Source organism: Faecalibacterium sp. AF28-13AC (assembly GCF_003478405.1).
GTDB classification, from domain to species: Bacteria; Bacillota; Clostridia; order Oscillospirales; family Ruminococcaceae; genus Faecalibacterium; species Faecalibacterium prausnitzii_E.
In genome coordinates this window covers 248,396-265,777 of record NZ_QUFG01000002.1, presented here as the reverse complement: position 1 = coordinate 265,777, position 17,382 = coordinate 248,396, and the positions used below count along the sequence as shown (strand labels likewise).

At 45.1% G+C, this 17,382-nt stretch carries 22 protein-coding genes; 11 read left to right on the top strand and 11 right to left on the bottom strand.

The features are described from left to right. Position 1: 1 nt before the first annotated feature. From DWY95_RS03775 to DWY95_RS03735, 10 genes are all read left to right on the top strand, one after another. On the top strand, positions 2-385 hold the full coding sequence (locus DWY95_RS03775) for a GntR family transcriptional regulator (RefSeq protein ID WP_118552406.1): 384 nt from the start codon (positions 2-4) through the stop codon (positions 383-385). Further along, positions 378-1,238, top strand: coding sequence for an ABC transporter ATP-binding protein (locus tag DWY95_RS03770; protein WP_080908610.1), 861 nt, complete (start codon positions 378-380; stop codon positions 1,236-1,238). Before DWY95_RS03775 ends, DWY95_RS03770 begins: the two co-directional genes overlap by 8 nt. Beyond that, complete coding sequence (locus DWY95_RS03765) at positions 1,231-1,881, top strand: ABC-2 transporter permease (protein ID WP_015567057.1); 651 nt, start codon at positions 1,231-1,233, stop codon at positions 1,879-1,881. The genes DWY95_RS03770 and DWY95_RS03765 overlap by 8 nt, the downstream gene beginning before the upstream one ends. A 9-nt stretch (positions 1,882-1,890) precedes the next feature. Then, entirely contained in the window at positions 1,891-2,013 is a 123-nt protein-coding gene (locus DWY95_RS17515) for a hypothetical protein (protein ID WP_262348839.1), read from the top strand. 162 nt (positions 2,014-2,175) lie between these two features. After that, the gene (locus DWY95_RS03760; protein WP_118552404.1) at positions 2,176-2,868 is read left to right on the top strand and encodes a response regulator transcription factor; all 693 of its coding nucleotides are present in this window, start codon (positions 2,176-2,178) and stop codon (positions 2,866-2,868) included. Further along, the gene (locus DWY95_RS03755; protein WP_118552402.1) at positions 2,865-3,896 is read left to right on the top strand and encodes a HAMP domain-containing sensor histidine kinase; all 1,032 of its coding nucleotides are present in this window, start codon (positions 2,865-2,867) and stop codon (positions 3,894-3,896) included. The genes DWY95_RS03760 and DWY95_RS03755 overlap by 4 nt, the downstream gene beginning before the upstream one ends. Before the next feature lie 177 nt (positions 3,897-4,073). Then, a complete protein-coding gene (locus DWY95_RS03750; RefSeq protein WP_007890430.1) occupies positions 4,074-4,739 on the top strand; it encodes an ABC transporter ATP-binding protein in 666 nt (221 codons plus the stop codon). A 14-nt stretch (positions 4,740-4,753) separates the two neighbouring features. Next, positions 4,754-6,784 carry an FtsX-like permease family protein gene (locus tag DWY95_RS03745; RefSeq protein WP_118552400.1) on the top strand — a complete coding sequence of 677 codons (2,031 nt, stop codon included), beginning with the start codon at positions 4,754-4,756 and terminating at the stop codon, positions 6,782-6,784. 237 nt (positions 6,785-7,021) lie between these two features. Further along, positions 7,022-7,216, top strand: coding sequence for a hypothetical protein (locus DWY95_RS03740; RefSeq protein ID WP_243022888.1), 195 nt, complete (start codon positions 7,022-7,024; stop codon positions 7,214-7,216). Next, complete coding sequence (locus tag DWY95_RS03735; RefSeq protein ID WP_118479244.1) at positions 7,201-7,626, top strand: response regulator transcription factor; 426 nt, start codon at positions 7,201-7,203, stop codon at positions 7,624-7,626. The genes DWY95_RS03740 and DWY95_RS03735 overlap by 16 nt, the downstream gene beginning before the upstream one ends. 53 nt (positions 7,627-7,679) lie before the next feature. Here the strand turns inward: DWY95_RS03735 and DWY95_RS03730 are convergent, their stop codons facing one another. The 3 genes from DWY95_RS03730 to DWY95_RS03720 form a co-directional block, all read right to left on the bottom strand. Then, entirely contained in the window at positions 7,680-7,862 is a 183-nt protein-coding gene (locus DWY95_RS03730) for a helix-turn-helix domain-containing protein (RefSeq protein WP_118479242.1), read from the bottom strand. Next, the gene (locus DWY95_RS03725) at positions 7,859-8,413 is read right to left on the bottom strand and encodes a sigma-70 family RNA polymerase sigma factor (RefSeq protein ID WP_118479268.1); all 555 of its coding nucleotides are present in this window, start codon (positions 8,411-8,413) and stop codon (positions 7,859-7,861) included. Before DWY95_RS03725 ends, DWY95_RS03730 begins: the two co-directional genes overlap by 4 nt. A 631-nt stretch (positions 8,414-9,044) precedes the next feature. Continuing rightward, a complete protein-coding gene (locus DWY95_RS03720; protein WP_118024189.1) occupies positions 9,045-9,599 on the bottom strand; it encodes an SLOG family protein in 555 nt (184 codons plus the stop codon). Positions 9,600-9,725: 126 nt separating this feature from the next. Here DWY95_RS03720 and DWY95_RS03715 point away from each other — a divergent pair, with 126 nt between their 5' ends. Beyond that, complete coding sequence (locus tag DWY95_RS03715) at positions 9,726-10,055, top strand: helix-turn-helix transcriptional regulator (RefSeq protein ID WP_118479240.1); 330 nt, start codon at positions 9,726-9,728, stop codon at positions 10,053-10,055. Between the two features lie 30 nt (positions 10,056-10,085). On the opposite strand, the gene DWY95_RS03710 is transcribed toward DWY95_RS03715, so the two are convergent. The 8 genes from DWY95_RS03710 to DWY95_RS03680 form a co-directional block, all read right to left on the bottom strand. Next, the gene (locus DWY95_RS03710) at positions 10,086-10,538 is read right to left on the bottom strand and encodes a hypothetical protein (protein ID WP_243008680.1); all 453 of its coding nucleotides are present in this window, start codon (positions 10,536-10,538) and stop codon (positions 10,086-10,088) included. Beyond that, positions 10,501-11,415: a ParM/StbA family protein gene (locus DWY95_RS03705; protein WP_118479238.1), complete on the bottom strand. Its 915-nt coding sequence runs from the start codon at positions 11,413-11,415 to the stop codon at positions 10,501-10,503. Before DWY95_RS03705 ends, DWY95_RS03710 begins: the two co-directional genes overlap by 38 nt. Positions 11,416-11,582: 167 nt before the next feature. Continuing rightward, the gene (locus tag DWY95_RS03700; protein WP_118479236.1) at positions 11,583-12,017 is read right to left on the bottom strand and encodes a winged helix-turn-helix domain-containing protein; all 435 of its coding nucleotides are present in this window, start codon (positions 12,015-12,017) and stop codon (positions 11,583-11,585) included. Positions 12,018-12,072: 55 nt separating this feature from the next. Further along, positions 12,073-12,237, bottom strand: a complete 165-nt coding sequence (locus DWY95_RS03695) for a DUF6440 family protein (protein ID WP_117497604.1) — start codon at positions 12,235-12,237, stop codon at positions 12,073-12,075. Between the two features lie 150 nt (positions 12,238-12,387). Then, positions 12,388-12,948: a hypothetical protein gene (locus DWY95_RS17300; protein WP_243022886.1), complete on the bottom strand. Its 561-nt coding sequence runs from the start codon at positions 12,946-12,948 to the stop codon at positions 12,388-12,390. Then, positions 12,945-14,351 (bottom strand): ABC transporter permease, encoded by a 1,407-nt coding sequence (locus DWY95_RS03690; RefSeq protein WP_243024406.1) that lies wholly within the window; start codon positions 14,349-14,351, stop codon positions 12,945-12,947. The genes DWY95_RS17300 and DWY95_RS03690 overlap by 4 nt, the downstream gene beginning before the upstream one ends. 12 nt (positions 14,352-14,363) lie before the next feature. After that, positions 14,364-16,601: an FtsX-like permease family protein gene (locus DWY95_RS03685; RefSeq protein ID WP_118479234.1), complete on the bottom strand. Its 2,238-nt coding sequence runs from the start codon at positions 16,599-16,601 to the stop codon at positions 14,364-14,366. Continuing rightward, positions 16,591-17,358 (bottom strand): ABC transporter ATP-binding protein, encoded by a 768-nt coding sequence (locus DWY95_RS03680; RefSeq protein WP_118479232.1) that lies wholly within the window; start codon positions 17,356-17,358, stop codon positions 16,591-16,593. The genes DWY95_RS03685 and DWY95_RS03680 overlap by 11 nt, the downstream gene beginning before the upstream one ends. Between the last annotated feature and the right edge of the window lie 24 nt (positions 17,359-17,382).

Below are 17,382 nucleotides of genomic sequence, written 5' to 3'. Positions count from 1 at the left end.
AATGAAACTGATTATTTCAAATGTATCTGGCGTCCCCATATACGAGCAGATTAAACAGCAGATCAAGGCGGCTATTTTATCTGGCGAGCTTCAAGCCGAAGAAACTTTGCCCTCCCTTAGAACACTTGCCAAAGACTTAAAGATCAGCGTCTTAACAGTGACAAAGGCATACACAGAATTAGAGCAAGAGGGCTTTGTTAAAAATGTGCAGGGGCGTGGATGTTTCGTAATGGGGTCTGGTTCAGAACTGATTAAGGAGCAGCTTATTTGCAAAGTAGAAAACAATCTCACCGAAGCAATAAAAGCTGCAAGAATGGCAAATCTATCCACAGAGGAATTACATCGCCTTTTGGACATTTTAACGGAGGCAAAAACAGATGACTAATTATTTAGAGGTAACGAATCTTTCAAAATCTTTTGATTCTTTTCAACTTCACAATATCAGCTTTACTTTGCCAAAGGGATATATTATGGGCTTGATCGGCCCGAATGGTTCTGGCAAAACAACGACAATCAAACTGATTTTGAATATGCTCAAGCGCACCGGCGGCACAGTCAAAGTGATGGGGCTGGATAATATCGCAGAAGAACAAAAAGTAAAATCAGAGCTGGGCGTTGTTTTCGATACAAATTATTTCAGTGATGATTGGAAAGTGTCGCAGGTTGAAAAATCCATTTCGGTATTTTATCCAAATTGGGACAGCCAGAAATTTGCGGATATGTTACGGAAATTTCACATTGCACCAACCAAAAAGGTAAAAGAACTTTCCAAAGGTATGCAGATGAAGTTAATGCTTGCCTGTGCGTTTTCATACGACGCCAAACTGCTGATCCTCGACGAGCCGACCAGTGGACTTGATCCGGTTTCCAGAGATGAACTTTTGAAAATTCTTTCAGAGTATATTGAAGATGGTGAGCATAGTGTTTTGTTCTCCACCCATATCACAGGCGATTTGGAGCGTGCAGCCGATTATATTACCTACATCAGTTATGGCGAGCTGTACTTTACTGGCAGCAAAGATGATTTTGTAGATATGTTCCGCATTGTAAAAGGTGGAATTGAGGAACTGTCCGATGATCTGAAAAATAAGGCGGCTGGTATTCGTACATTCCCTACGGGATTTGAGGCGCTGATGAAAACCGAAGATATTAGCGGTTTCCCTAACCTGACCGTTGAGCCTGCCACCATTGATGAAATTGTAGTGTTTACAAGCAAGAAAGGTGACGATTATGAGTAATATTTTGAAATCCACAAAATTAGATATTGCATTGGTAAAACCATATTTTAAGACAATTTGTTTCACCCTGCTTCTGCCGATTGTGTTTGCCGCAATCAATCGTTCTTTGCTGACAGGGGTATCATTTGCTATGTGCTTTATTGCCATGACGACGGGATATACCTTTTCCATCACAGAAAAAAACAGTATGGATCGTCTGTTTGGTATTTTACCTGTTCGTAAAAGTGAGCTTGTGATCGGACGCTATGTTTTCGTCCTTGCAATGGGGCTTCTTTCCTTGATTATTTCTTTGATTGCACAGCCGCTTGTCTTGAAAGTGCTGGGTGAAACAGTTGGCGTATTTGATATTGTAACTGCCGCTATTGCAGGAGTATTCTTATTTGCACTCTATACCGTGTTCCAGATTCCGGGATATTACAAGTACGGCTCAATCAAAGGACGGGTATTTATGTATATTCCAGTGGCCGGTTTTTTGGTGACTTTACTTCTTCTCTCTAAAATGCCAGCTATCGGGAACTCAATTATTTCAGTCGTTGAATCTTCTCCGATACTTCTTGTGTTGCTTGCGGTTTTTGCTATTGTCGTGATGTATGCGGTTTCAATCTTCTTGTCCATTCGGGTTATGAAGAATAAGGAAATGTGAGGTGATTGTATGGATTTCACAATTTTGGCAGTTGTGCTTTTGATTGGTGTTGGCGTTCCTATCCGTAATAAACTCATACGGAAATATCGGGATAAAAAGAAACAAGAAGATAATAAGGATAAGCTGAAATAATATATAAACAGCACCGGGAGGAATATGAAAATATCTTCTTTGGTGCTGCTTTTTAATAGAGCTATATTTTGCTGATAGATTTTTTGAAAAAATCCGTCCGCTGTAACATTTCGCGGACATTTGCCTGTTATACTATCTGCAAAAAGCAAAGGAAGTGAGGATATGAAGCAGGTTTTAATTGTCGAGGACGACAGTTTTTTGAATAAGATGTTGGCCTATAACCTGACCGCAGATGGCTACGGCGTGACTTCTGCCCTAAATGCCAGAACCGCAGCCGACGCCATCCGCCAGCGGGAATTTGATTTAGTGCTGTTGGACATTAACCTGCCAGATGGGAACGGTTTTGAGCTGTGCAAGCTGATAAAGCCCCAGCACCCGGACACCATCGTAATATTCCTGACCGCCAACGATCAGGAGAGCGACCAGATACGGGGCTATGAGGTGGGCGCGGTGGACTACATCACAAAGCCCTTTGTGATCGGGGCCTTGCAGCGAAAAATCAAAGCCATGTTCGCTATGCTGGAACACCACAAACCGGCCAAGGACATTTACGACGACGGGCGGCTGTTTCTGGACTTCTCGGAGCAGACGGCTTCCCTAAACGGCAAGCCCCTGACCCTATCCCCGATGGAGTATAAAATGCTGAACCTGTTCCGCAAAAATCCCCGGCAAGTGCTGACCCGTGGGCAGCTTTTGGAAAAGCTGTGGGATATAGACGAGAGGTTTGTAGACGAACACACCCTGACAACCTCCATCAGCCGGATTCGCAGCAAGATTGAATCCGACGGCGGCGCACCCTACATCAAGACCATTTATGGCATGGGCTATCAATGGACGGGAGGCGAGGCAAAATGAAGGTTAAGAACCTATCGGTAAAGCGGCTGTTTGGCCGGGTGGCAATAGGGCTTGTCCTCTCCATGTCCGGGATCACCATAGCCCTGTTTTTTGTGACGAAACAGACGGCGGTGCTGCTGACGGGCGGGGCGCTGCTGCTGTGCGCCCTTGTGGGGATTTTTGTACTGACACAGGCGTTTGGAAAACGGTTGTCACAGTTTACCGCTGACCTGTGCCAGACTTTAGACCACATGATCGCCGGAAATGAAGCACCCCAGCGGCCAGAGGACAGCGAAACCCAGCTTGCCAGAATCGGACACCGGCTGGCAAGGCTTTACCAGATCATGCAGGAGAACCGCCGCCGGGTGGACGAGGAACGGCAGGAGTTACAGACCCTTGTATCAGATATTTCCCATCAGGTGAAAACGCCGGTAAGCAATCTGAAAATGGCGACGGACACCCTGTTGGAAAAGCCTATGACCGAGGCGGAGCGCACCGACTTTATCCGAGGAATCCGCAGCCAGACGGATAAACTGGACTTTCTCTTTCAGGCCCTTGTGAAAACCTCCCGGCTGGAAACGGGCGTGATCCAGTTGGACAAGAAATCGGGCCGCCTTTTTGATACCGTGGCGCAGGCCATGAGTGGGATCGTGTATGCAGCGGAGAAAAAGGAAATCGCCGTGTCCGTGGACTGCCCGGAGGATTTGACCGTTTCCCATGACAGCAAGTGGACATCCGAAGCCCTCTTTAACCTGCTGGACAATGCGGTGAAGTACACCCCGGCAGGCGGGAAAATCGCTGTGTCGGTGGTGCTGTGGGAAATGTATGTGGAGATCAAAGTGACCGACACTGGCAAAGGAATTTCTGAAAGCAATCAGGCCGCCATCTTCCGGCGCTTCTATCGTGAGGAAGAAGTACACGAACAGCAGGGCGTAGGCATTGGCCTGTATCTGGCCCGCGAGATTGTAACCCGGCAGGGCGGCTATATCAAAGTGGTTTCGGAGCCGGGCAAGGGTTCGGAATTTTCCATTATGCTACCGACAAAATAGAACGCGGCGGACGGCCATTTCCGGCTGCCCGCCGTAAATTTTTTTGAAATGTCCGAGCGTTGTAACATTTCACCCCGATTTTCAATGAAATTTTTTGGCCGCTGTAACATTTCGCGGACATTTGGGTTTTACAATAGCCTTATCAACAGGCAGAAAGCCTTGAAAGGAGTTTTGAGTATGAGCGTTTTACAGACGATTGATCTGAAAAAGTATTACGGCACAGAGCCGAACATCACCCGCGCCCTTGACGGCGTGAACTTCTCCGTGGAGGACGGCGAGTTTGTGGCCGTTGTGGGAACCTCCGGCAGCGGCAAGTCCACCCTGCTTCACATGATGGGCGGGCTGGACACTCCCACCAGCGGAACCGTGATTGTCCGGGGCGAAGAACTGGCAAAGAAGAACGATGAACAGCTTACCATCTTTCGCCGCCGCAACATCGGCTTTATCTTCCAGAACTATAACCTTGTTCCTATTCTGAATGTGTATGAGAACATCGTCCTGCCGGTGGAGCTGGACGGGGACACGGTGGATCAGAAGTTTTTAGACGAGATCGTTCACCTGCTGGGACTGGAAGATAAACTGAAAAATATGCCGAACAATCTTTCCGGCGGACAGCAGCAGCGTGTGGCTATCGCCCGCGCCTTGATTACCAAACCGGCTATCGTGCTGGCCGACGAGCCGACCGGCAACCTTGACAGCAAGACCAGCGCCGAGGTGCTGGGGCTTATCAAGCGTACCAGCGCAGAGTTCCGGCAAACTGTTGTGATGATTACCCACAATGACGACATAGCCCGCCTTGCAGATCGGATTGTCCGCATTGAGGACGGCAAGATTGTGGAATAAGGAGGTGGTAAGCTATGACATGGCCTTTTGAGAATGATACCAGTGCTATCACGAAAAAAATTGCTAAAAACGATATAGATAAAAACCGAGTTAAAAAGATTTTCTCGCTTACTACGATAGTCTTTGCAACAGCACTACTCATGATGTTGATTATGTTTGAAAGCGGATATGAAACTACAAAAGATAGAATGGCAGAAGGGCAGCCACAAGTTGTTTTTTATGATCTTTCCCAGCAGCAAATTGAGTTGTTGTATTCAGAGGAAAATATCGAATCCATCAAAGTAACTGAAACAGAAAATGGGTACGATGCTTCAATTACCATTGTTGATGCCACAAAAATGACGCAATATGGTTTTTCTTCTGCGGTCGATAATATATCTTCAAAATATGACATTCATCATGTAACAAGAAACGACTTATTCATGGATAGTTTGCCCAACGGAGGACTATTAAATCAGAAAAACATGGTTCTTATGGGGGTGGCAATCTTCATTATAATTGTGAGTGCTTTAGTAATTTACAATGTTTTCTATTTATCTGTTGTAAATCAAGTGCGGCAATTTGGGCAGCTTCGTACTGTCGGAATGACACAGCAGCAAACAAAGAAAATCATCCGCTACGAAAGAAAAATTTTATGTAGAATTGGGGTTCCGATTGGTCTACTGATTGGTGGCCTTGCTGGATATTTGTTGCAACCTGATGGTTGGGATTGGATCGCTGCGGTATTCTGGGGGATAATCATTAGTCTTATCATCAATTTCGTTGTAAAAGTATCGTTAAATAGACCTACAAAAATAGCCCTCAGCATTTCCCCGATCCTTTCCAGCAAATATATGATGGAACGCTTTGATTGTAAGGTTACTAACAAAGAAAAACGAAAATTATCTTCTTTGGGGCTAGCAATCATAAGCATAACATCACACTGGAAAAGCATTTTAGTTTCTGTGCTTTCTTTGGGCCTAAGCGGGCTTTTATTCGTCTTAGCTGCGACATACACCGCTTCCATTGATCCAGAGTCTATTGTAAAGAAAGATGTCTACCAGTATGGACAATTTGCGATTGAAACTACTGGTAAATACAGCGAGAAAGTTTCAGAAATTGAAAACTTCAAACAAAAGATAATGGAGTTTCCAAACATTAGCAATATAAAGCAAGTTGTTGAAACAGATATTAGTTGGGCAGGGAAAAATAGCACAGGCAAAGATCAACTTTCTATTATTACCGCTAATGACTTTGCTTCTATTCAGCAATTCAGCGAATCAGGCGATTTGGATTACCAACAGCTTGTTCAATCTAACCAGATTGTTGCTGTAAATGGTGTAGAAGGTATTTCTAAAGGCGATACAGTAGAATTTACATTTGGGGATGGCACCCAAAAAACTTATACAGTGGGAGGCATATTAGATGGTGATCTGTATTCAAATACAGCAATTTATGGCGGCTGGTTTTTAATGCCCACTGAATTGATAGCAGAAAATTCGGTTTCTTTTAATGTTTCTATTAGGTTGATTGTAAAGGCAAATGATACCGGATTGGAACACACCACAATATCTTTAGAGAAATTAGTGGATATGTCAGATGGATTAACACTGACGACTATGCAAGAAGCGATTGCTTCAAAAGAAGCTACTATAAGGCAGGTAGGAATATCTATCATAGGCGTAACACTATTCTTGCTGCTTTTTAGTATCATTACTTTCGCAAGTACAATCATTACAAATATAGCAACAAAAAAGCGGGAATACGCTATGTTTCAATCCATCGGTATGACTAGGAAACAAACAGAAAAAATGGCACTATGCGAAAGTTGTGTATTGGCGATAGGGAGCTTGATACTTACTCTGATATTGGGAATTATTTTAGGGCAGATATTGATAAAAGGCTTGATAAGTGCAGGGATTTTCTATTTGTCATATACATTTCCATTAGCATTGTTTACTGTATATTGCATTGTGGTGGTTCTGATTATTTTGATGATTACTATTTCCGCTTTTTACAGTTTACAAAAAACTCCGTTGGTTGAGAGATTACGGATTGTAGACTAAGGAAGTAGACCCAACTAATATAAAAGTGTCCGAGCGTTGTAACATTTCACCCCGATTTTCAATGGAATTTTTTGGCCACTGTAACATTTCGCGGAGATTTGGGTTTTACAATGACCTTATCAACAAAAGAGCACGCATAACGGAGGCGACGCAATGGAACTGACCCCGACATTGATTTTGAATCTGGTGCTGCTGATCGTCCCACCCGTTGTCCTTGTGCTGGTGTTCCGGCAATGACTGGCCCGGCACATCCGCTGGACGGTTGCCTTGACTGCTCTCTGTGATGTTCTCCTATTTTGGGATGAACTGTTCTACTATGAGAGTTTCGGTCTGTTTGCTGTGCTGCTTCTGGTACTGTTGGCGGCCACTGGCGCAGCAGTTTTCCGCATTTACCCCAAGCAAAGGAGGCGAACAATATGGGCAGAATTTTAATATTATCCGTCACTGACCACGAAGAACATATACTCAATAAAATTATGGAAACTATCGCAAACGAGCCGGAGCTTAACCATATTGCGCCTCCTCTCCCTTGCAACATTCTTTCTTTTACAAATCTGGAAATCCGGCTGAAGGAGCAGACAGTGTCCTGCAGCGGTCAACTTGTTACTCTGACTCACCATGAGTTTGCTGTCCTTACATATCTGGCTCGTCATCCTGGCTGGGTATTCTCAGCCAGCCAGATTTATGAGGCCGTATGGGATAGAGACGGTGAACGCTGCGGCACTGCCGTTGCCAGTATCATCAGTCAGATCCGGCGCAAGTTGACGCCGGATACACCAAAGGGTGGCTATATCCGCACTATACTGGGCAGTGGATATAAATTTAGCAGTTCTCCCTTTTAAGTCAGTAAGAAAGGCTCCGAGGCCGTAATGATCTCGGAGCCTTTCTCATTGACTTAAATCTTAAACAATTTGATCGCCTTCAACAAAATAATGCTCAATTCCTGGTACAGATCCTCATCCAGCACGCCGTCAATAATAGCATACTTGAGCAGCAATGGTCGATACATCTGTAAGATCGCCGTAATGGCATCCTCGTTTCCGTCCTTGGCACTGAGGAGCAGACACTCAAAATTCATCTCTTGTCACCTCCTTCAATGCTCTTTCTGATTTTCTGGATCGTCCTGTAGTAAAGTGCAGCCACCCCTTTGTAGGACAGCCCAAACTTTGCTCCCAGAGTCTCGAAATCTTCTTCCTCCAGCGTTCGAGCCAGAAATATCTGGCGTTCCCGTTCATTGAGTTTCTGCAACGCCTCCAGAAGCGCTCCATTCTCAATGACATCCATAAGCGGTAATCTGTCCAAGACCACTTCCTCTGAGCTGGGTTCAGACTCATAGACCACTTCCACAGTACTCTCTATACTGCTGCGCTTATAAAACTGGATCAAATAATCTTTTCTGCGGCGCTTGACCGCCGAAACTAAATATGCTGTAAACCTGAATTGCAGGTCATCTTCTGCCTGCCCATTGTTCCGTTGCCACATGGCTTTACCTCCAAAAGTCTCAAGAATTCCGATGGATTTCCTGAGCTTCTGGCGGTGACCTGCACCGGACAAAACCTGGCTGTGATAGAGAAAAACAGCCAGCTTTGTACCAATGGACAAAACCAGCTGTTCCTTGAATTGCTGCATCGAGCAGTTCAATAGATACCGTCCGAGCAGGCGGAGGTTTTTCCTTATGTGGAGAGAACTCCCTTGTCCTGCCTCGACGATGCACCCCTATTGAGAGCCGTTCATGAAAAGCCGTGTGTCCTGGAGTTATGAAAGCAATGAACTGCTCGATGTTGTGGAATCCTTTCTCCATAACATCGTTACTCCCTGTCCGCAGTTATGCGGACGGCACACAGGCGGCCTGCATCATCCCCTTTCTTTCGCGATATGGCAGCGCAACGCTGCCGCCCTGCTGATAATTGTTAAATTGTGAAATAATACTTTTTTCAAATGCTATTCCAGCTATTCTATTAAATTAAAACAAAAGGCGGCCTCCATCCTTATTGCCAGGATAAAGACCGCCCTCTTCTTCCGATTTTCATTGGGTACTGTACTGATCTCATACCCCCACCTCCACTTATCGAGTTTTCATTGGTTTTGGGATCACTGCCATAATCATAGTGTAACTGACAGTTTTCGGAAACTCTTGGAGTAGCATTGGAATCGCTTTCGAGCAAAAAGAAAATCATTCGACATTATATGACAAAACAAGCTCTAAAACGGACACACTACTTTGCAATCTTTCTTAGTGTTCCGCTTTAGAGCTCTTCCTTTATTTTTTCCATAAAGTTGTATCTTCCATCGCTACCTGTGCCGTATCTGGATGGATATAAATGATTTGGAGTCCTTTCTTCTTGGCGTAGTTGACCGCCTGCTGGGTTCCAGACCGCATATTGTGTGCATTATCATAGACAGCTATCATATATCCGGCCTGCTCCACCATATAGTAATTGCGTTTCTTATAGCTTTCACTTGATGGCGTTTCACACAGTATTAAGACCTTTTCAGCATATCTGCGAATAAAATCCATCCTCTTTCGGTGCCAGTCATCCCAGTCTGAATCGTAACCCTCAAAAGGGAGCGCCAAGCACAATTCCACATCTTGATATGTTTGCTGTTCTTTCATGCGCAGCAGTATCTCCGCTGCCCACATATCAGCGCCCATTGCTCCTCCAACCCAAAAGCATCGTACTCCCTGGTTATAAAGTCGTATGAGTTGCTCCTGCAGACACTTTTTAATCCGTTGGCAGCGTTTATCCTTTTCATTATATTTGAACTTAAATCTGGTCGGCCTGTGGCCTGTAATCACACACGAAAAACTGTTCATATGGTTCTCCTTTCCCGTCATACTCCTCTTCATATTATACTTGCCATAGACGAGATAAATCAACCATGACCGCTTAATAATCCATGTCATAGCGGATAAAATATAACTATAGCATGGAGGTGACGCATGGAAAATCTATTGAAAGATATGGGTAAACGGATCTTCGACCGGAGGAAACAACTGAATATGACCCAAGAAACTCTGGCAGAGCTGGCTCATGTCACACCACAGACCATCTCCACCGCAGAACTGGGGCAAAAGGCTATGCGGCCTGAGACAATCCTCAAAGTCTGTGATGCACTTCACATCAGCACCGAGTATTTGTTGCGAGGCGTCATCACAGAAGCAGATTCTTCTCTTCTTATGAAGAAGATTTCCACACTAACGCCCAAACAATACAGGCATTTTGAAGATATTTTAGACAGTTTTATCGCGGCCATACAGGAAGAGGCATAGGAGCATCACTGGCTCCCATGCCTCTTTTGATTATCCCCTGCTGCGGAACGCAGATAAAGTACTGGCAATCAGGCTGCGTGTCCTATCGTCCATTTCCGGATCATCGTCCACTTCCTGTGCAGTCGAAAGCATCACAGGCGCTGCAGGCTTCTCCACCAATCTGGCTGTGGGAATCTGCTCTTTTGCTTTTTCCTGTCCCATACCTTCCTGCCGCAAAATCTCTTTGACAATAGCCACCACCGCTTCTTTGCTGATGATTGAAGCATTTAGCGGCTGTGGCTCTTGCCCAAAGTGCTCATTATAGTAGACCACTGCATTTGCCACATATTGCGCTTTTGTGCGGGGACTCTGCAATTCCAGTAATCCAATGGCCGTCTCGTGTATGGGATCGCCCTCATTAAAGCGCAGCGTAAACCGTCCTCGTTCTTTTTTCTCGCCCATACCATCACCTGCCTGCTGTTTCAATCCGGTACAGATACTCATAGCCATCCGCATTTGCATTGATTTTCGATACGAAGAATGGTGCTCCCACCTTGCCCGAAGTTTCGATCTGCCGCTTCAAAAGAATGGCACCGCCGCCTACAAATACTACCTTGCAATATTGCAAGTCCAACATTCGCTCCCGCAACGTGCTGAACAGGTCATTGATAAATTCCTGCGCCATCTGTTCTGTCAGCCGTATGGCTGCATCCGGATATTGAGTCTTTTTTCCCATCAGTATGGCATCCACATCTCCTTCATCCAACAACAGATCCAGCTCCGAATTCACCTTTGAACGCACCTTATTGTACAACAGGATCACGCCATTTTCTAACGAATCACAGGAGGTAAGATCAATCTCTCCGTTTTTCATCAGCAGATAGTCAGCAGTAAACCCACCAATATCCAAAATTACCGCCTTTGGCTCTTCAACAAGCGTGTGAAGCATGGTGGCCGCCGCTGCATATGCCTGTGGAAAGCAGGCCACATCTTCAATATAGATGGAATACGGCTTGCCCTGCACCTCAAATTCTACCATTCCCCGCTGCCCAAAGTATTGTATAAACCGCTCCACCTGGGCGCCAAAGTGTGCCGGCGGCAACCCTACTGCCAGTTGGATACGCTGAACCTCCGAGGAATATGCTCCCCTCGCTTCAATCTCACCAGCCAGAGCAAATAGGGTCAGGATAAAGAAGCGATCGTCCTCCGTTTTATCTTTCCGATAAGGAATCCGCTCAGTAGACAGCGTATAGTAGGTATTCTGATACCTCAGCACATTCTGTCCAAAGGGACGGGTGACACTCTGCTTAAGACCGGACACAAAGGGGTTGCAATGAACCGTTTTAATTTGTTTGTTGCCATGATCAACGCCAATAAGCATATGTAATGCCTCCTTTTTGCTTTATACATATCCTTTACGCCTATATGACGCCTATTCTCAACAATCACACACTATTTTTATGAAAACAAAAAGCAGGAGACCCATCATAAAGGTTTCCCGCTTTTGGCTGCTTCATAATGTGCGCAGCTAATATATATTTGATTGTTCTATTCTGCCATACCTTGCGGAACTTCAAATTTGTATCCGCTCCCCAAAACAGTACGGATATAACCCGCTTTCGGCATATCCGGTGTCAGTTTTCTGCGGATCTGACCAATGACGCTGGCAACGGCTGTTCCGCAGTTTTCACCATCCTCACCCCACACTTCTTCATAAATCTGCCCGGCAGAAAATACCCAGGACGGGTGGTTTGCCAAGTATACCAATGTCGCAAATTCCCGATGGGTCATAGAAATTAACTCGCCGTTTCGGTGTACCGTTCTCTCCTTCAGGCGAAGCTCCAATCCCGGAAAAACAAGAGTATTACAAGGGTGAAATGACACAATATGGTCAAATCCTGGCTCGGCTGCAATAATCTCCATAATTCTGCTAAGTATGTATTCTTCATGGTCTGTTACCGACAATACAAAGATTTTTCCCATATGTCCCTCCCTTATTCATAATTAGAATGCTGATACCCTGCAGCCAATATAAAGTTTACTTGTTTATTTCAGTAATAACGACTGTTCCGTTTTTATCCAGCAAAGGGGTAATCCCCGTATCATGGACAAGGTAGTTTACACCTGTTTCGGTGTCTACAACAATACTCAAGGAAGTTCCCTGTGTATAGATTGTTTCAAAGCGCTTTTCTTTGTTTGCCATAGTAATCCACTCCTTTGCATAGTGTAAGGTATCAGCATTTCTAATTTATTACTCTATGATAAAGGCCAAATGTTGCAGAAATCTCCTAACCGCTTTCTTTTTCGGCAAGAAAACAGGCGGAATTGCTTCATTTTTGTAACAATTCAATTTTTATCTCATTTCAGGCCGAAGAATAACCCGTTTGAATAAGAACATTGTTGCACCAAAATAGGTCAGGTAGATTGCACAGAATAGCAGGATCGTCACCAAACCATAAAGAGGCACAAGTCCCTGCTGCAAGATTGCCTCTCCGAAAAAGAACTGTGCCCCTACTATCAGCAAAACCGTCAGCAAAAGAGGGAATAGCAGTGGGATCAAAAAGACTGTGGACAGTTCCCTGCGTATCAGGGAGGCTTGCCTGTGCCCCGGTACACCCAAACGGTCAATGACTGCATAATTCTTCTGGTTTTTGTCTATGGCAGAAAGCTGCTCGAATGCAAGAACCGAGCAGGATAGAATGATGAAAATAATGCTTAAATACAATCCGCAGAACGAAATAGCTGTAAATCCCGTCAGCGAATTGGCAACGCCCCACGCCTTTACTGTAACACCCATCGTTACTTTTTCCGGGAGCTGTTGACCGGACTGCAATTCCAGCTGCCATTTCCCACTGTTCAGGAATTGCTTCAAGTCGCTTTTCAATTCCGGGTATCCGCCATCTTCCAGTTTCATTGCCAGACGGATTTTTCTCCGACTAATTGTGAAGCTGCTTCATCCGGCAGAACAAGTACATATCCCTTCGTTCCGGCCATTTGATACTGCTCCATCGGCTCCGTCAGGATTGGTGTCTCTGCAATAGTCAAGGTTCGACCATTTAATGTGATCTCCGGCTGCTGCTTCAAGCCCTGCCGGATTCCGTCCATATAGTTCCATGTATCACAATGAACCAAAAACTCGTTGTCGCTCATGGAAACAGGAGAAAGCCCCAAAATCTCACGCAGGTGGTTATAGTCGGACAAGGACAAGGCTTCGATCGGTTTTTCAGGAACCGCATACAGATAATAGCTCACAGAATCCTCGACTCCACAATGCTCCTCTGTAAAGGAAACGATGGAATCCATGCTGGATTTTTCCAAAGGTGCATCAATCGCCACGCCTGCATCATAGGGATAATAGGCTTTCATGTTGGCTTTGTAGCCTGCTCCCATTGTAAGCCCCACAAACATGGTTGTCAGGGATATGGTTAAAAGAATCGCCACCACAGCCATTGTCCGGCCAGCAGAATGGATGCGCCGCCCAATCTGCCCCAGGAAGAACAGATTTTCTTCTTTGTACTTATGGCGCAGATTTTGTTTTGCAAATCGGTGCAGCAAAAGCGGAATCTGGCGATGCAGCTCGTAAACACCCACCAGAATGAGCAGGCAGGCTCCGCCAAGGTACAAAAATGCTTCATTGGTTTGTGTCTGAAGCATCCGCCCAAGCAAAATCACGCCTGCAACCATTGCGGCTATTGAAAGCAATACTACCAAAAGACTATGGCGGAATGATTTGAAACGGTATTCTTCATTCTTGCGGTTATCATACAGCAAATCGATTACTTTCTGATGCCGGATAATCTTTGCTGCTCGGAGCATCCCAAAACCATACATCAAGGCAAAAAACAAAAATGTTACTGCCCAGGCCCGGAGAGAAAAGGAAACCTGATAGGTATGCGGCACCTCAAAGATATTTTTTACTACCTGATTCAGCAAACCGGAAAGTCCTGTACCAACCAAAGAACCAAGCAGAAAGGCCCCTGTACCGATGATACTGTTTTCAGCAAGGAACAAATTCCGTACTGTCTTTGCTTCCATGCCAATCAGTTCGTAGGTTGCAAACTCCTTTTTCCGTCGTCCCAGCATAAAGCGGATCGCATAACCGATTACAAACGAGGACATAAAAGCAACCAGAGCTGACATAAGCAAAATTCCAGTAGTCAGCATCGACATATTTTCTGCCATAGCAAGAACATCTGATGAAAAGCCCAATGCCAAAAATGAGTACATCAATGCCGCAGTCAAGGTAAGCGTCACCAAGTAAATGATATAATCCCGCAGGCTTCTGCGGATATTTTGAATTGCTAACTTCCAGTACATATCTTCCTCCCATCACCTTACGCTATCGGAGTTGCTGCGAATCGAACGCTGGAACAGCAGCCATGTACTGAGAAAATAGCAACTCAGCAGCAAAGCGAAAATCCCGACAATGATACCTATTTGCCGCATCAAGGCTCCGTAGCCAATATAAGCTGAGATTTCAGCAGAAACATTTTGAAGAAAATAGCCAATCACAATAATTGCTACAACGATTGCCGCTGTGATCGGCATCCCAAACCAAACACCAAGCTGTTTTAGAACCAAAGTATGCAGGTCCTTCTCTTCCACTCCCATTTTTCGCAGAACCGAAAATCTGTAGTTGTTTTTTTCTGCATCTAGGAGCTGCTGAAGAGCCAGCACGGTAAGACACATCACCATCAGCACAATTGCACCATAGATCAAGGACGCTTTTAGGATAAAGTTAAGGGCGATTATACGGTTCACTTCCGTAGTATGGACAGTTGTACTGTATCCTGCCAGATTGTCTTTATCAGGATCTTCTGGATAAGAACGCCCAAGAAGCTGTTCCAGCATTTCTGCCGTTTTGAAGGGAAGCGGATATTGGGTCATCACAAATCGGTTGCTCTGTACCGGAAGCAAGACTTGCGCTATCTCGTCAGGTATGATATACACCACATCTGTATAAAGATTATAGATGGATTCCCCCACAGGCTCCTGAAACACGGCGTTCTCACTGAGTTTCAGGGTGCCTGCGTCAGTTTCCAGTAAGGTATGCTCAGCGATGTAGTTTTCAATATCCTTGTCCTCTGCCGCACGATGCCAGTGGGTAGCAAATTCATCCGTTTGTAAGATAATAGGTTCATATCCCAACATTTTCCGAACAGCGTTATAATCCTTCAGTGCAATTGCCAAGGGAGGAAAATCGTACTTTACCCGCTGGTGAAAGTCGCTTTTTTGGGGAAGATATTCCGAAAAAGTCAAATCGTCCTTTATCGCTATGTTGTTTTGTTCTATGAACGCAGTAATTTCCCCATAGTCTGTATCCGGAAGATTTTCCACTTCATAAACATCGTTGTAGCGGCTTGAAATTTGAATATCATAGACTGCCCGACTATCCAAATAGCCCAGACTCCATCCTGTCAAAACTGGCGCAATGACAAACAAGCAGATAGAAAAAGTCAGGGTCACACAAATTATCGTCATCGTTTTCGTATTGGTAGCCAGCTTAGAGGAAAGCTGTCCAAACAGAAATAAACTCGTATTGTGATATTTGCAGGACACTTTAGACTCCTTCCAGTATAGGAGCGCCGCATTCGATAAATAAATGACTGCGGAAATGATAAACAAAATATCCGCAACCCCAAACAGCAAATATTGATTCAGAGTTGGGGCGTCAAATCCAAGGAAGTAGGCTTTTTCCAGTTCTGCGATGGAAAAAATCGGGATAGCGGTCAATACAGCACCAGCCAGAAGCCCGCAAAGATATCGGGAAAATCCTATTTTTCTGTGTAAAACAGCACCTGCGATTGCCCAAAGCAGCGTCAGTGCAGGGAATAGGACATTCCCCCAATACATGAGCTTTACAGGAAGCGGATGTCTGGGATCGAAGTAAAAATGATATTTTACAGCACCTACCTCCAGCATCCACAGCAGCATAATGCCATAGAAAATACAGATCATCGGCATCCATCTGCTTTTATGAAGCGGTTTTTCATTCTGACGGTTTGCCGTCATAAGCTCAATAATCCTGCTTTTGTTGAGAATTCTGACATTCCCGACTCCAACCAGAATCTGGCAAATAACAAAGAAGCCCACGGTCAGTAGCACGGTATCTGGAAAAAAAGACCAAGAAAAAGCGTAGGGTTCCCCAAAAGAAGCAAGCAGCATAGCCGTAATGACCTGAGAAACGATCATCCCCAGAAGGATTCCCACCGATACAGAGAATATGAGCAGGAAAAAAGTCTCTCCAAAAAAGAGCAGTCCTATGGTTTTTTGCTCCATTCCCAGGGTTGCCTCAACTGCAAACTCCGATTGTTTTTTTCTCAGCATGAAACGATTGACATAGTGGATCAGGAACAACAAAAGCAGACTAATCCCGCAAATTGCCAGTTTCATACCTCCAGCCAGCAGGGAAATATTATATTCCGCACCAATGGTCGGATGATAATGGGTGCTGCTGATAGACAAAAACGCATAGAACAGGGTGACACAGAGTGTCATGGTCACAATATAAATCAAACAGTCCTTCACAGACCGCTTTGCATTTTTGAAAATGAGTTTAGCGTACATCGCTCATGCCCCCTCCCATCATGGTGAGGACATCCAGGATTTTTTCAAAGAAAGTCCTGCGGGAATCACCACCCTTACGGATTTCCGTGAAGATCGCGCCATCCCTCAAAAAGAGAATGCGATTGGCGTAGCTTGCCGAGAAAGCGTCGTGTGTCACCATCAGGATCGTGGCTCCGAGATCTTCGTTGATACTCTGAATCGTAGAAAGCAGCATCTGGGACGAATGACTATCTAACGCGCCGGTGGGTTCGTCCGCCAAAATCAGCTTAGGCTGGTTGATAATGGCTCTGGCACAGGCGCACCGCTGCTTCTGGCCGCCGGACACCTGATATGGGTACTTATCCAGAATATCCATGATATTCAGCTTTCCGGCCATTTCCCGCACCCGTCCATCGATCTCGCCTGCTGGAACCTTGTTGATGGTCAGCGCCAGGGCTATGTTTTCCGAAATGGTCAGCGTGTCCAGCAGGTTAAAATCCTGGAACACAAATCCAAGATTTTCCCGGCGAAACCGGGCAATCTGTTTTTCATTGATTTCCGTCACATCGGTCCCATCCAGATAGATATGTCCCGCACTGACGGTATCAATGGTGGAAATACAGTTGAGCAGGGTGGTCTTGCCGGAACCGGATGCTCCCATGATTCCTACAAATTCCCCCTCCTGAACGGAAAAGCTGATGTCCTGAATTGCTTTTGTAACATTCCCACTATTGCCATAATATTTTTGGATATGATCCAGTTTCAAAATTTCTTTCATTGTTATCACCTCTGATCTCTATTG